We start from the raw sequence: 13,575 nt of genomic DNA, 5'->3' as shown, positions 1-13,575 counted from the left end.
TGGTGATGGCGGGCGCGGTCATGACTTCGCCGACATTATGATCGAGCGCGGCTGCGCCGTCCCTGGCCACGCGATAGACCACATCCCGTTCGGAAAAAATGCCGACGACCTGCCCATCCTCGACCACTGGCACGCAACCGATGCGCCGGTCCGCCAGCAATTGCACCACGGAGAGCAGGTTGTCCGTCGGCCGCACGCTGATGACCTCGCCCTTGCCCTGCAAAATCGCTGCGATGCTCATGACCACTCTCCTTTTCCGAGACATTTCCCGATAGGCGCTTGATGATCCCACTTTCGCGGCCCAATGAAAAGAGATGACGCGCAAGCAAGCCCTGGATGATCCCCAGATCGCCGCAACCGCCTGGGCGCGGTTTCGCCGCATCATGGCGTGGATGGCGCTGGGCGGCGCGCTGTGCGTCGGGCTGGCGCTGCTGTTCCTCCATTGGTGGGCCGGACGGTTGCCGATTCACATGGTGATCGCCACCATTTTGGGCGTATGGCTGACTTTCATGCTGGGGACCGGCCTGATGGCGCTGACATTTTTGTCGAGCGGCACCGGGCATGACGAGCAGGTGATGGACAGGCTGAAGGACGAGGCGCCGCTTGACGACTGACAGAGCCAAAACCGGCGCGCGGGGCGAAGTGGTGTTGCGTTTGGTGCCGCATCTGACCGACATCAACGCCAACGGCCATATCTTCGGCGGCTGGGTGCTGAGCCAGATGGATATCGCCGGCGGCATCGTGGCGGGGCGAATCGCGCAGGGCGCGGTGGCCACGGTGGCGATCGAGAGCATGACCTTCATCACCCCCATCCTGCTGGGCGATGTCGTGTCGGTCTATGCGGTTGAGGAGCGGCGCGGCCGCACGTCGGTCGCGATACGAATCGACGTGGTGGCGATACGTGGCAGCGACATGGAGGAAGTGCTGCTGACCAGCGGCGTCTATACATTCGTGGCGCTGGATGCCAACCATCGGCCCCGCCCCCTGCCCGACGCCTGACGCTCAGCGGGCCAGACGCTCCGTATAGGACCATGTCCGCTTGTCATTGGCGGGGATCCTGGTCCGCCAGATCCAGCCATTGCCGCGCCGCTCCATGTCTGCCGGGCGCGGGGCGATGTCGTGGGGGATCGTAACCTCCACCGTCACGGCGAAGGGCCGGGCGTTGGTCAGGGTGATCGCCCAATTGCGGGACTTGCGCGATTGCGCGCTCACCCGCGCGGCGATGCGGACATCGGCGCTGGACGCGATGTCATAATCGACCCGTTCGCCCTCCGCCTTGTCGCCGATATCGGCTTCGCCTGCGAGCAGGCGCATGTCCTGAACCTGCTCGAACACTGCGACCCGGCCTGACGGCATGGGCAGGCCGAGGCCATCATCCTTTCGATTCTGCGCGCGCAGCCGCAGCGTCATCGATTGTGATCCGGCGTCGCCATAGACGGTCGCAGCATAGAGGCGTTCGACCTTCACGCCGGGCTGGCGCAGCAGCGCGACCTGTTTCTGCGCATTAGGCGCGACATCGACCGCCATCGGCACGCGATAGAGTTTGAGGTCGCCGACATCCTCTGGCGGCGGCGGGGGCGGTGGAGGCGGCGCGGGTGCGGCCATGACGACGCCTTCGGTACGGCGCATTGAGGTGACCACGATGTCTTCTGCCTCTGCCGCGACGTACATCAGCGGAGGAGGTGGCCCTTCTGTCGGGGAAAGAATCCATTTTGGATGGGTGCTGGTGACGTCCGTCGGCCAGCAGGTCAGGCGCAGCGGGCCGCCGGTTGGGCGCGGTTGTGCCCTGCGAGCCTGCTTGTTCGGCTGACCGGCGATGACGCTCAACTGCGCGTCGGGAAAGCCGGTGACCCCGCCATTGGCGACCGTAAGCCAGGCCATGAGGTCGAGCGTGCGGCCATCGTCGCCCATGTCCGCGACATAGTTGGCGGCCCAGTCGAACCCTTCGGCCAGATAGGTGAGTTGCAGCGTCGCGCGGGTGGGACGGTCGCTGGTGGCGATCACCGACAGGGTCGGGCGGGGCGACAGGTCGGCGGGTTTTTGCGGATAGAGCATCCGTTCGGGCAGGCCGCTGCATCCCAGCGCCTCATAGCCCTGCGCTGTTTTCAGGATCACGCCGCCGGTCGGCCCGGCGCTGATGATCGCATCCTGCTGCGTCACCTTGCCGGTCTTGCGATCGGTGCGACGCAGCGTGACGCTGCGCTTGAGATAAGCGTCGACCAGGCCCGCGGGCGACAGCAGACGGGCGTCCCTGTTTTTTTCCCGCACGCCGCGCGGCATACCGGACAGGATCGCGGTTTCGGGCATCAGCCCCTCGGCCACCCCTTCGAACCGCAGGACCGATTCGCCCTGCGGCAGATCGACGGTGCGGCTTTCAGTGATGAGCGCATAGCCGCCCGGCCAGTCGCGGTCGATCGGCCCCTTGGCCCGAAAGGGCGCGCGGTAGACGGTGACGGAGACGGAAGCGGCGCGGGGCGAAACGATCGTTTCCGCCTGCGCCGGGACGGCCAGCGCCCAGAGCGCCAACAACAGGACAAGGATGCGCGGCACGGGCGCTCTCCCGTCAGTAGCGCGAATCGAAGGTAACGCTCAGGTCGACCGTGCCGTTGGCGGGGACCGGCACGCTCCATTCCATCCGGTCGGCAGAGACGCGCTTGCCTTCCAGACTTTGCGCCGTCACGCGCGCGTCGCCCCATAATCCCTGCTGCGCCAGATCGATCGTCACGGATTCGGAACGGGCGTTGGTGAGCGTGTAGCGCATCCTGGTTTCCCAGCGCGCGTTCCCCTTGCGCGTGCGCTGTTCGACGGTGGGGCGCACCTTCACATCGAACGCCTCGCCGGTGCGGAGCGCCATGGAAGACCCCATGGGCGTATGGTCGATGCTGTTTTCGCCGATGAATTGCGGGTCGCCGCGCGCGTCGCGCATATAGACGCGGATCGTGCCGGCAGGCAGTTGATCGCCCAGGCCGCCTTGCTTCGAGGTGGAGAATTTCAGCACGCTCGATGCGCTCATCGGTTCGGCCGAACTGCCAAGCCAGCCATTGACATATTCATAGGTGGCGCGGGCCGGGGCGCCCTTCACGTCGAGGAAGCTGACCTGTTTCTGCTGCGCATTGGCGATCGTGGTGCGGGCGGCCAGCGGATAGAGATAATAGTCGCCCAGCCGTTCGCGTGGACCGCTTTCGGTCCCGGCCTGGTCGATCGCGCCGCTGCCTGTTTGCCACCAATTATTGCGGCCGCCGCCATTGGCCGGGTCGCCCGCGACCAATATCGTCTTCGCGTCGGTGAAGGTGGTGCCCGTATTATTGGTGAGCGTGACCCAGCCCTGCATGTCCATGGCCCCCTTGGCCGCGTCGAACAGCGCGACATAGTCGGCCGTCCAGCCCAGATTGGGGGTGAGGTAGGAGAGGCGGGCCGGGATCGTGCCGCCGCGATCCGCCTGCACCGTGACCGACAGGGTGGGACGGGCGCGCAGATTGGGGGGCACCCGGTCGAAGATGACGCGGACCGGCAGGCCATCGTCGCGCAACACCTCGATCCGGCTGCCAATCTGGAGGACGATGCCGCCATTGGCGGCGAGAATCTTGGCGCGTTCGCGCGTTTCCGCGCCGGTGGCCGGGTTGGTGCGCAGCAGCGTCACTTCCTGCCCCACCGCCTTGTCCATCAACTTGTCGGGGGAAAGGAGGTCATAATCGAAATTCTGTTCGACGATGGCGAGGCCGGGGCCGGACAGGTTCACCGTTTCCGGGCGGATGCGGGCCGACACGTCGGGAAATTCGATGCGGTTGCGGCCTGCCGTCACCGGCAATTGCCGATCGTCCTGCACCAGCGACTGGCCATTATTGTAGATGGTGACGGCGACATCGCCCTGCGCGGTGGCGCCGGTGGGATCGGCCGCGCTTTGCGCCATCGCCGAAGGGGACAGGGCCGAAAGGGACAGGGCCGACAGGGGCAGGGCAGTGAGCATCAGGGGCAGCAGGTGCGCGGCTCTCATCGGCCTCTCTCCAGATATGTGCCAGATATATAACGCCTTGTGCCGGATCGCGCCGGGGTTGCAAAGCCGGCTTGTCGGTAGCGGCGAGAAAAGACGGGGACATGAAAAAGGGGACGGCGCGTTGCGGCGCCGTCCCCTGATTTTTTCGCTATCGAGCGCTTATTCGGCGGCTTCGGTCGCCGGGCGGGCGCGACGGGTGCGCTTCTTGGGCGCTTCCTCGGCCACGTCGGCGTCATTGTCGGCGCGGGCGATCGAGGGCGGCAGCACCGCCAAATCCAGCCCTTCGTTCGTGTCCGCGTCCGCCACGACCTTGCGCGGGCGACCGCGACGGGGGCGAGGGGCCTCGGCTTCGGGCGCAGTCGATTCGGGTGCGGTCTGGACGACCGGCTGCTGGCGCGGGGCTTCCGTGGCGGGATTGCCCGCCGGACCTTCTACGCCCATTTCCTGCTGCACCGGCGCATCGGCGTTGAAGCGGTCGCGGCGGGGACGGTCGCGGCGGACATTGCCGGCGCGCGGTTCGCGGTTTTCACGCGGCTCGCGGGCTTCGCGATTATCGTCCTGACGATCTGGTCGGCGATCCTGCTGCGGGTCGCGCTGGCCCTGTTCGCGCTGGACCTGGTCCCGGTTGCCGTGGTCGCGACCGTTCTGGTCCCGCTGGTTCTGCTCACGGGGCGCGCGATCATGGGCGTGCTGCTGATCGGTGCGGAAATCGTCGACGCCGTCATAGCCGCCGTCGAAATCATCGCCATCCTGGTCGAAACCATCGTCGCGGGTGCGCTGCCGGGGATTTTGCTCCTCCTGACGGGCGCGATTGTCGGCGAGCACGCGGAAATAATGATCGGCGAACTGCAGATAATATTCGGCGTTCACCCGGTCGCCGGCCATCTGGGCATCGCGCGCCATATTCTTGTATTTCTCAAGAAGCTGGGTCGCGTTGCCGCGGGCGCGGTTGTCGATGCGGTTACCATTATCGCCACCGCCCCGATTATTGCCGTTGGGACGTCCGTTGTTATTATTGTTCCGGCCGCGATTGCGGCGGCCGGCCTGCCGGTTGTTGATCAAGATATGATCCTTGCGTTCGCTATGACATCATTGGCTGAAAACACTGTTCAGTCGCCATCCCCAAGCACGGCCTGTCCTTCAGGCCGGATACGGCTCCGCCACGGCATGATCCTTCCCGGATCACTACCCCGACTGCCAGCGGCGCTGCGCAGCATACGCCGTCATGACTATAAGGAGCTAAGAAAACGGCCTTTTCTATCAATGATCTAAGCGACCATGTCACAAGATAGAGCCGTCCCTAAGGTCGATGTAGTGGCTTTCGCGCCATAAACCAAGCAATTTTCGCCTGAATATCGGCAAATCGATTATTTCCAAGCTGGGTTCGTCGCAATCAGGCAGCGGTCATGCCCGGCCAGATCGCGCCGCAGAGCGACGGCCAACCCGTTTTCCCGCAGCAATGCGGCGACGCTGGCCGCCTGATCGTGGCCGATCTCGATCGCGGCCATGCCGCCCGAAGCGATCAGCCGGGGCAGGTCGGGCGCGATGCGGCGATAATCGTCAAGGCCATCGGCGCCCGCGAACAGCGCACTGGCCGGTTCGCGCAGCACATCGCCGGACAGCGGCAGGTCCGCGACGATATAGGGCGGATTGATGAGCAGCAGGTCGAACGGACCGTCCACGCCCAGCGCCCAGTCGCCGAGGCTGAAGCGCGCGCGGTCGGCCATGCCCAGACGCGCCGCATTGCCCTGCGCCACGGCGAGCGCGGCCGCGGAGGCGTCTATGCCCAGACCTTGCGCGTCGGGCCACTCCGCCAGCGCCGCCAGCAGCAACGCGCCGGAGCCGACGCCAAGGTCGAGGATCGTGGCGGGCGCGCGGGTTGCGAAATGATCGACCGCCACTTCGATCAGCGTTTCGCTGTCGGGGCGGGGGATCAGCGTGTCGGGCGTGACGGACAGGGTGATCGTCCAGAAATCGCGGGCGCCGGTGATGTGGGCGATCGGATCGCCCGTCAAGCGACGAGCGAGCAGGGGGGCGAAGCTTTCGGGCACGGCCAGGTCGCGCTGGCGCAGCAGCATGTCGTTACGCGACAGGCCCAGCGCATGGGCCATCAGCAATTCGGCGTCGAGCCGGGCGGTATCGCTTGCGACGGCGAGTTGGACAGTTGCAGCGCGTAGCGCGTCGGGGACGCCCTCGATCGTCATGCGGGCAAAAGGATCAACTCAGCCCGTCCAACTGGGCGAGGCGGGCGGCTTCATCTTCGGCCACCAGTGCGTCGATGACGTCGCACAGGCCCGGTCCTTCGAGGATTTCGGGCAGGCGGTGCAGGGTCAGGTTGATGCGGTGGTCGGTGACGCGGCCCTGCGGGAAATTATAGGTGCGGATGCGTTCGGAGCGGTCGCCCGATCCGACCATCGCCTTGCGCGCGCCGGCCTGTTCATTCTGGGTGCGGGCGCGCTCGGCTTCATAGAGGCGGGCGCGCAGCACCTGCATCGCCTTCGCCTTATTCTTGTGCTGCGACCGTTCGTCCTGTTGGATGACGACGGTGCCGGTGGGCAAATGGGTGATGCGCACGGCCGAATCGGTCGTGTTGACATGCTGGCCGCCCGCGCCGGACGCACGGTAGATATCGATCTTGAGGTCGCCGTCGGCGATCTGGACGTCCACTTCCTCCGGTTCCGGCAGAATCGCGACGGTCGCGGCGCTGGTGTGGATGCGCCCGCCGCTTTCGGTCGCGGGGACGCGCTGGACGCGGTGGACGCCGCTTTCGAACTTCAGCTTGGCGAAGACGCCCACCCCGTTGATACTGGCCACCACTTCCTTGAAGCCGCCGACTTCGGACGCATTGGCGGACATCAGTTCCATCTTCCAGCCCTGGGTATCGGCATAGCGCTGGTACATGCGGAACAGGTCGCCGGCGAACAGCGCCGCTTCATCGCCGCCGGTGCCGGCGCGGATTTCGATCATGGCGGGCCGGGCGTCGGCGGCGTCGCGGGGCAGCAATTGCAGCGCCAGCGCGCGCTCGGCTTGCGGAAGCTGGCTTTTGAGGATCTGCATTTCCTCCTGCGCCATTTCGCGCATGAGGGGGTCGGCGTCGGGATCGCCGCCGCCGCCCGCCATGACATCGAGCGCGGCCAGTTCCTGCCGCAGGCGGCGCACCTCATGCGCGGCGCGGGCGACCGGTTCGATCTCCGCATATTCCTTCGACAGTTTCACGAACGCTTCGGGCGCGAGGTCGGCGCGCGTCATCGACGCCTGCACCTCGTCCCGGCGCGCCTCGATCTGCGCGATGCGTTCGGGGGAAATGTGCATTAGCGACCGCTCGTCAAAGGCCCAGCAAGAGCCTTTCGGACACGATCTTCAAGGCCATGGACGTCATCATGTCTCAATTTCAAATGATAACGACGGCCTCCGTCTTCAGCTTCCTGAATAAACAAGAAGGCCGCAGGATCAATTTTGTGTCCGATTTCCGTCCGTTTCTTAATTTTACCGGAAAAGGCGAGGTGGGCGGCAATGCCAGCGCGTCTCAAATTCGCGGCAGCCATGATGGCATCGTCATGCCATTTGTCCGCATCAGGAATGACCGATACAGCAAGTGGCTGCCGCTCTGGTGCGTCCAGCAACATGGCCAACCGCTCAATACCGGCCGCCCATCCTACCGCAGGCGTCGGCTTTCCGCCCAGATTTTCGATCAGCCCATCATAGCGGCCGCCGCCCAGCACGGTGCCCTGCGCGCCGAGACGGTCGGTGATGAATTCGAACGCGGTGTGGCGATAATAATCGAGGCCGCGGACCAGCCGGGCGTTGCGCTCCCAGGCCACGCCCGCGGCGTCCAGCCCTGCCGTCACCTTCTCGAAGAAGCTGCGCGCTTCGTCGGTCAGATAGGCGTCGATGTCGGGCGCGCTGTCGGCGACCGGGCGGTCGCGCGGGTCTTTGCTGTCGAGGATGCGCAGCGGGTTCTTGGCCAGTCGTTCCACGCTGTCTTCCGACAACTGATCCCGATGCGCCTCGAAATGGGCGATCAGCGCCGCGCGCCAGGCATCGCGGCTCGGCCCGTCGCCCAGCGTGTTGAGGGTGAGGGTCACGCCGTCGGCGACGCCCAGTTCCTTCAATAGCTGGTCGGCCATGACCAGCAATTCCACGTCCGCGCCCGGTTCGCCCGCGCCGATGATTTCCGCGTCGAGCTGGTGAAACTGGCGAAAGCGGCCCTTTTGCGGGCGTTCGTAGCGGAAGAGCGGGCCGTGGGTCGCGACTTTCAGCGGCGCATATTGCTGCCAGCCTTCGGTGATATAGGCGCGGCTGATCCCGGCGGTGAATTCGGGGCGCAGGGTGATGCTGTCGCCGCCGCGATCCGTAAACGTGTACATCTCCTTCGAGACGACGTCGGTGCTTTCACCCAGCGACCGGGCGAAGACGGCGGTGGATTCGAACACCGGCACTTCGACCCGCTGGAAACCGTAAAGCTTGCGCACCCGGTCGAAGGTCGCGACCACATGGGCGAAGCGTTCCGCAAACGCCTCGGTGGTGCCGCCCAGCATGTCCTGCGTTCCGCGCACCGGGCGCGGCGTTTCTATCTTCGCCATGGGGCCGGGCCTTTAACGGCAAATCACCCCCAAGGAAACGCGCTTTTTAAGAGCGTCCATCAGGGGGTGGACGGCGCTGCGACGCCTTGCCATGCTAAAGGCAATCGGGCCGTCCGGCCCCCCTATCTTTCTGGAGACATCCATGATCCGCAGCCTTGCTGCCGCCCTGTGCCTGACAACGGGCCTTTCGAGCGCCATCGCCACCCCGCTGTTCGCCCAGGACGCGATCCGGTCCAAGCCGACCGCCCTGCCCGTCGACAGCGCCGCGCCTGCACCAAAGGACATGCCCTATCCTGGTGGCACGATAAAACTGGAGGTCGATGCGACCGACACGGTCCAGCGCATCTTCCGCGTGAAGGAGACGATCCCCGTCGCGGCGGCCGGGCCGTTGACGCTGATGATGCCGGCCTGGCTGCCGGGCAATCACGCCCCGCGTGGGCAGATCGAGAAGCTGACGGGCCTGACTTTCACCGCCAATGGCCAAACCCTGGCGTGGAAGCGCGATCCGCTCAACGTCTTCGCCTTCCAGATCGACGTGCCGCAGGGCGTGACGCAGGTGGTGGCGCAGTTCCAGTTCCTGTCCGCGACCCAGCCCAATCAGGGCCGCGTCGTCGTGACGCCCAAGATGCTGAACATTCAATGGGAGAGCGTGTCGCTTTATCCCGCGGGCTATTATACGCGCCAGATACCGATCCAGCCGACCGTGACCTATCCCGCCGGTTGGCAGGCCGCGACCGCGCTGCGCGGCACCAAGAGCGGCAATAGCGTGGCCTATGAAACGATCGATTATGAAGCGTTGCAGGATTCGCCGGTGTTTGCGGGCACGCATTTCAAGGCAGTTGACCTTGGCAGCAATGTGACGCTCAACATCGTCGCCGACGATGCTGACGAATTGCAGTTCAAGCCGGAACAGATCGCCAAGCACAGGAAGCTGGTCGCCGAAGCCGGTTCGCTGTTCGGCGCCTATCATTTCAACCATTATGATTTCCTGCTGGCGATCACCGACGAGATGGGCGGCATCGGGCTGGAGCATCATCGCAGTTCCGAGAATCAGGTCGAGCCGGGCTATTTCAAGAGCTGGGACAAGGGCGAGGCGCTGCTGGACCGCAACCTGTTGCCGCATGAATTCACCCATAGCTGGGACGGCAAGTTCCGCCGCCCCGACCTGTTGTGGACGCCCGATTTCAACGTGCCGATGCAGGATAATCTTCTGTGGGTCTATGAAGGGCAGACGCAATTCTGGGGCTATGTGCTGGGCGCGCGGTCGGGGATGTTCAGCAAGCAGGAGACGCTGGACGCCTACGCCCAGATCGCGGCCAGGCTGGACACGGCGGTCGGCCGCCAGTGGCGCCCGATGGAGGACACCACCCATGATCCCATCATCTCCGCCCGCCGGCCCAAGGGCTGGGCGAGTTGGCAGCGGTCCGAGGATTATTATAATGAAGGGCTGATGATCTGGCTGGAGGCCGACGCGATCATCGCCAAGGCGACCCGCGGCAGGAAGGGGCTGGACGATTTCGCCAAGGCGTTCTTTGGCATCAATCCGGGCGACTGGGGTCAGGTCGTCTATAATCGCGGCGACGTCATCAAGACGCTGAACGCTATCGCGCCTTATGACTGGGCCGGCTTCTTCCAGAAATATGTGGATGCGCCCACCAGGGAAACGCCCAAGGGCGGCTTCATCCTGGGCGGCTACTCCCTCGTCTATGGCGACGAACCGGGCGCGATCACCAAGGCGGCCGAGGGCGCCAACAAGATGGTCGACCAGAGTTTCGGCATCGGCGCGATCGTCAAGAATGACGGCGAAGTGAGCGGCGTCGTGTGGGACAGCGCGGCGTTCAAGGCGGGGCTGGTGACGGGCGCGAAGATACTCGCGGTCAATGGCGACGAATATTCGGGCGACGCCTGGAAAGCGGCGATCAAGGCCAAGACGCCGATCCAGATCATCCTAAAGCAGGATAAATACTATCGTGTTTTGACACTCGATTATTCGGGCGGGCTGCGCTATCCGCGCCTCGACAAGACAGGAGAGGGTGAGGGCAGCCTCGACAGGTTGCTCAAGCCAAGAACATAATCACCCGTAGCGTAACGTGTAGCAAAAGGCGTTTCCATGAATATCGAACTGATCCCGGTCGGCGACGATCCGCCCAACAGCCTGAACGTCATCATCGAAGTGCCGGTCGGCGGCGAACCTGTGAAATATGAGTTCGACAAGGCCAGCGGCGCGCTGTTCGTGGATCGCATCCTGCACACGCCGATGCGCTATCCGGCCAATTATGGTTTCGTGCCGCATACGCTGTCGCCCGATGGCGATCCGCTGGACGCGCTGGTCATCGCACGGTCGCCTTTCGTCCCCGGATCGGTCGTGCGCGCGCGCCCGATCGCGGTGCTGAACCTGGAAGACGAAGCCGGTGGCGACGAAAAGCTAGTCTGCGTCCCCGACAACAAGACCTTTCCTTATTATGCCGACGTGGGCGAGAAGGACGATCTGCCCGGCATCGTGATGGAGCAGATCGAGCATTTCTTCACTCACTATAAGGACTTGGAAAAGACCAAGTGGGTCCGCATCGGCACCTGGGGCGGGGCGGACGACGCCAAGCAGATCACGCTGGAAGCGATCGCACGCTATCAGGCGAGCAAGAAGACGGCGTAAGGCCGAGTTCCTGCGAGAATAAGAGGCCGCGCGGAGCGATTCGCGCGGCCTTTTTCGTTGGCTTGCTGAGCATGTCCCTGCGCAGGGGGGACACGGAAAAAAGGTTCAAATCAACCGGTCGGCGTCCAGCGCCATGGCGAGGGGATCGCGGCCCTTGGGCATCCGGGCGTGGAGGCGGGCATCGGCCTCGACCAATCGCGCCACCCCAGCCTCCAACTGCTCTTCGGGCAGGGTGAAGGGCAGGCGCAGGAAGCGTTCGAACGCCCCGCTGACGCCGAAGCGCGGGCCGGCGGCGATGCGGACGCCCAGACTTTCCGCCAATGCCGCCAGCGCCGTGGCCTCCGCGCGGGGCAGTTCGGCCCAGAGCGACAGGCCGCCCGCGGGCGATTCCACCCGCCAATGGGGCAGGCGATCCGCGATCAGGCCCAGCAAATGGTCGCGCCGCCCGCGCAGTTGCCCGGCCCGCTCGCCCAGGCCGACATCGGCGTCGATCAGTTGCGCGACCGCGATCTGTTCGACCACCGGGCTGGCCATATCCATCGTCGTGCGCAGGCGGCCGAGCGCCGCGACCGTCTGAACATCGGCGCGAATCCAGCCCACGCGCAGCCCGCCCCAGAAAATCTTGCTGGCCGACCCCAAAGTGATGACCTGCCGCCCCGACGGGTCGTGCATCGCCACGGGCGGCGGCGGCGCGAAATCGAGGCCCATCGCCACCATCGTTTCGTCCACGACCAACGGCGTGTGGTTGCGCATCGCGGCGCCGACCAGCGCGCGGCGGGTGGCGGGGTCCATGCTGCGGCCGGTGGGATTGTGGAAATCGGCGATGACATAGGCGAAACGCGGGCTGGTCTGGCGAAAGGCCGCCTCCATCGCGTCGACGTCCCAACCCTGGCGCGGCAGACCGACCGGCACCGGCACGACATGGGCGCGCTGCAACGCCTGGATGGCGTTATGATAGGTCGGATGGTCGATCACCACCCGGTCGCCCGGCCCGGCCAGCCATTGGAGCAACAACGAAAAGCCCTGCTGCGCGCCGTTGGTGACCATGATCTGGTCAGGGGAAGTGGGGCAGCCGCGCCGCTCATAATGGGCCGCGATCGCGCGGCGCAGCACCATGATGCCCAACGGATCATAGCCCAGGTCACCCAGATAGGCGGGCAGCGCCTCCACCGCATGGGCGTAGGCGCGCGCGACGCCGGGCGCGGCGGGCAGGGCGGCATGGGTCCAGTTGAGCAAATTACCGCCGGTCGTCGTATCGACCTCCCCCGGCGCGGTTTCGGCGCGGCCCGGCGGAATACGGGTGACGCTGCCCGACCCCTGACGGCTTTCCAGATAGCCTTCGTCGCGCAGCCGGTCGAAGGCGGCGGCGACGGTGGTGCGCGAGAGGCCCAGCGCCGCGGCCAGTTCGCGTTCGCCCGGCAGGCGGACATTCAGGCCGACCCGGCCGTCCAGCACCAGCATCCGCAGCGCCTGCGCCAACTGGCGATAGGCCGGTTCAGCGCTGTCCTGCGCGCGCCAGGCGCCGAGCAGGCGGAGCAGGGACGGGGGGCGGAGAAGCGAAGTGGACATGGGGCGCATTCCAATATGGCCATGGATCAAGGCCATTTACCCGCAATTGGCTGTTTTGTAAAAGGCCAGTTGCGCGAAATAAGCCTCCCCATGACGCACAACCGCTACGCCCTCCGTTTTTGGCAACTCTTCTGGGGCCTTGGCCTTTACGGCTTTTCGATGGCGCTGATGCTGCGCGCCAATCTGGGGCTGGATCCGTGGGACGTGCTGCACCAGGGGCTGGCGCCCCGGATGGGCCTGAGCTTCGGTATGACCGTCAACCTGATCGGCGCGCTCGTGCTGCTGCTGTGGTGGCCACTCAAGCAACGGCCGGGGATCGGCACGATCGCCAATATCCTGGTGATCGGGACCGCGGTGGACCTGTCGCTGATGATCCTGCCGACGCCCGAAGGTTACGTCCTGCGCGCGGCCTGGCTGGGCGCGGGAATCATCCTGAACGGTATTGCGGGCGGCGCCTATATCGGTGCGGGGATGGGGCCGGGGCCGCGCGACGGATTGATGACGGGCCTGTGCCGCCGGACCGGCTGGCCGGTCAAATGGGTGCGGACGGGAATCGAAATCGGCGTGCTCGCGATCGGCTGGCTGCTGGGCGGGACGGTGGGCGTGGGCACCATCCTCTACGCCGCGACGATCGGCTGGATCGTCCACCATGCGCTGCCCTTTTTCCGCATCGCCGCGCCGGAGCGCCCGGCGCAGGCATGACAGAGGCCCCCTGACCGGCCGCTGCCCTGGGCGGCGGTCGGTTCCTTTTCGCCTTGAAAATAGGACGCATGGCC

At 65.4% G+C, this 13,575-nt stretch carries 13 protein-coding genes (1 of these 13 running past the window's edge); 5 read left to right on the top strand and 8 right to left on the bottom strand.

Going from position 1 to position 13,575, the window contains the following annotated elements:
* Positions 1-241 carry the 5' portion of a CBS domain-containing protein gene (locus tag sphantq_RS10490; RefSeq protein WP_272798465.1) on the bottom strand. It extends 185 nt beyond the left edge of the window, so 241 of the gene's 426 nt are visible here — the first part of the coding sequence; the start codon lies at positions 239-241; its stop codon lies off the left edge, out of view.
* Between the two features lie 73 nt (positions 242-314).
* Between sphantq_RS10490 and sphantq_RS10485 the strand changes: the two genes are divergently transcribed.
* Both sphantq_RS10485 and sphantq_RS10480 read left to right on the top strand, forming a co-directional pair.
* A complete protein-coding gene (locus tag sphantq_RS10485) occupies positions 315-614 on the top strand; it encodes a hypothetical protein (protein WP_066607361.1) in 300 nt (99 codons plus the stop codon).
* Positions 604-999 carry an acyl-CoA thioesterase gene (locus sphantq_RS10480; RefSeq protein WP_066607357.1) on the top strand — a complete coding sequence of 132 codons (396 nt, stop codon included), beginning with the start codon at positions 604-606 and terminating at the stop codon, positions 997-999. Before sphantq_RS10485 ends, sphantq_RS10480 begins: the two co-directional genes overlap by 11 nt.
* Before the next feature lie 3 nt (positions 1,000-1,002).
* On the opposite strand, the gene sphantq_RS10475 is transcribed toward sphantq_RS10480, so the two are convergent.
* The 6 genes from sphantq_RS10475 to hisS form a co-directional block, all read right to left on the bottom strand.
* Complete coding sequence (locus sphantq_RS10475) at positions 1,003-2,550, bottom strand: DUF4139 domain-containing protein (RefSeq protein WP_272798464.1); 1,548 nt, start codon at positions 2,548-2,550, stop codon at positions 1,003-1,005.
* A 13-nt stretch (positions 2,551-2,563) separates the two neighbouring features.
* Complete coding sequence (locus sphantq_RS10470) at positions 2,564-3,967, bottom strand: DUF4139 domain-containing protein (RefSeq protein WP_129925583.1); 1,404 nt, start codon at positions 3,965-3,967, stop codon at positions 2,564-2,566.
* A 186-nt stretch (positions 3,968-4,153) separates the two neighbouring features.
* Positions 4,154-5,056, bottom strand: a complete 903-nt coding sequence (locus tag sphantq_RS10465) for a DUF4167 domain-containing protein (RefSeq protein WP_272798463.1) — start codon at positions 5,054-5,056, stop codon at positions 4,154-4,156.
* Between the two features lie 305 nt (positions 5,057-5,361).
* Positions 5,362-6,198 carry a peptide chain release factor N(5)-glutamine methyltransferase gene (gene prmC, locus sphantq_RS10460; RefSeq protein WP_272798462.1) on the bottom strand — a complete coding sequence of 279 codons (837 nt, stop codon included), beginning with the start codon at positions 6,196-6,198 and terminating at the stop codon, positions 5,362-5,364.
* A gap of 13 nt (positions 6,199-6,211) precedes the next feature.
* A complete protein-coding gene (prfA, locus tag sphantq_RS10455) occupies positions 6,212-7,306 on the bottom strand; it encodes a peptide chain release factor 1 (RefSeq protein WP_129925457.1) in 1,095 nt (364 codons plus the stop codon).
* Entirely contained in the window at positions 7,306-8,577 is a 1,272-nt protein-coding gene (gene hisS / locus sphantq_RS10450) for a histidine--tRNA ligase (protein ID WP_129925458.1), read from the bottom strand. The genes prfA and hisS overlap by 1 nt, the downstream gene beginning before the upstream one ends.
* Before the next feature lie 142 nt (positions 8,578-8,719).
* On the opposite strand from hisS, the gene sphantq_RS10445 reads away from it, so the two are divergent.
* Positions 8,720-10,651: a M61 family metallopeptidase gene (locus tag sphantq_RS10445; protein WP_272798461.1), complete on the top strand. Its 1,932-nt coding sequence runs from the start codon at positions 8,720-8,722 to the stop codon at positions 10,649-10,651.
* Positions 10,652-10,687: 36 nt separating this feature from the next.
* Positions 10,688-11,230 (top strand): inorganic diphosphatase, encoded by a 543-nt coding sequence (gene ppa, locus sphantq_RS10440; RefSeq protein WP_066607337.1) that lies wholly within the window; start codon positions 10,688-10,690, stop codon positions 11,228-11,230.
* Positions 11,231-11,335: 105 nt separating this feature from the next.
* On the opposite strand, the gene yczR is transcribed toward ppa, so the two are convergent.
* On the bottom strand, positions 11,336-12,799 hold the full coding sequence (gene yczR, locus sphantq_RS10435; protein ID WP_066607582.1) for a MocR-like transcription factor YczR: 1,464 nt from the start codon (positions 12,797-12,799) through the stop codon (positions 11,336-11,338).
* A 90-nt stretch (positions 12,800-12,889) separates the two neighbouring features.
* Here yczR and yczE point away from each other — a divergent pair, with 90 nt between their 5' ends.
* Positions 12,890-13,501 (top strand): membrane protein YczE, encoded by a 612-nt coding sequence (yczE, locus tag sphantq_RS10430; protein WP_066607334.1) that lies wholly within the window; start codon positions 12,890-12,892, stop codon positions 13,499-13,501.
* Positions 13,502-13,575: the final 74 nt, after the last annotated feature.

This window comes from Sphingobium sp. AntQ-1 (genome assembly GCF_028538045.1).
GTDB classification, from domain to species: domain Bacteria; phylum Pseudomonadota; class Alphaproteobacteria; order Sphingomonadales; family Sphingomonadaceae; genus Sphingobium; species Sphingobium cupriresistens.
The sequence above is the reverse complement of the archived record's forward strand: the minus strand, read 5'-3'. Positions and strand labels throughout refer to the sequence as shown.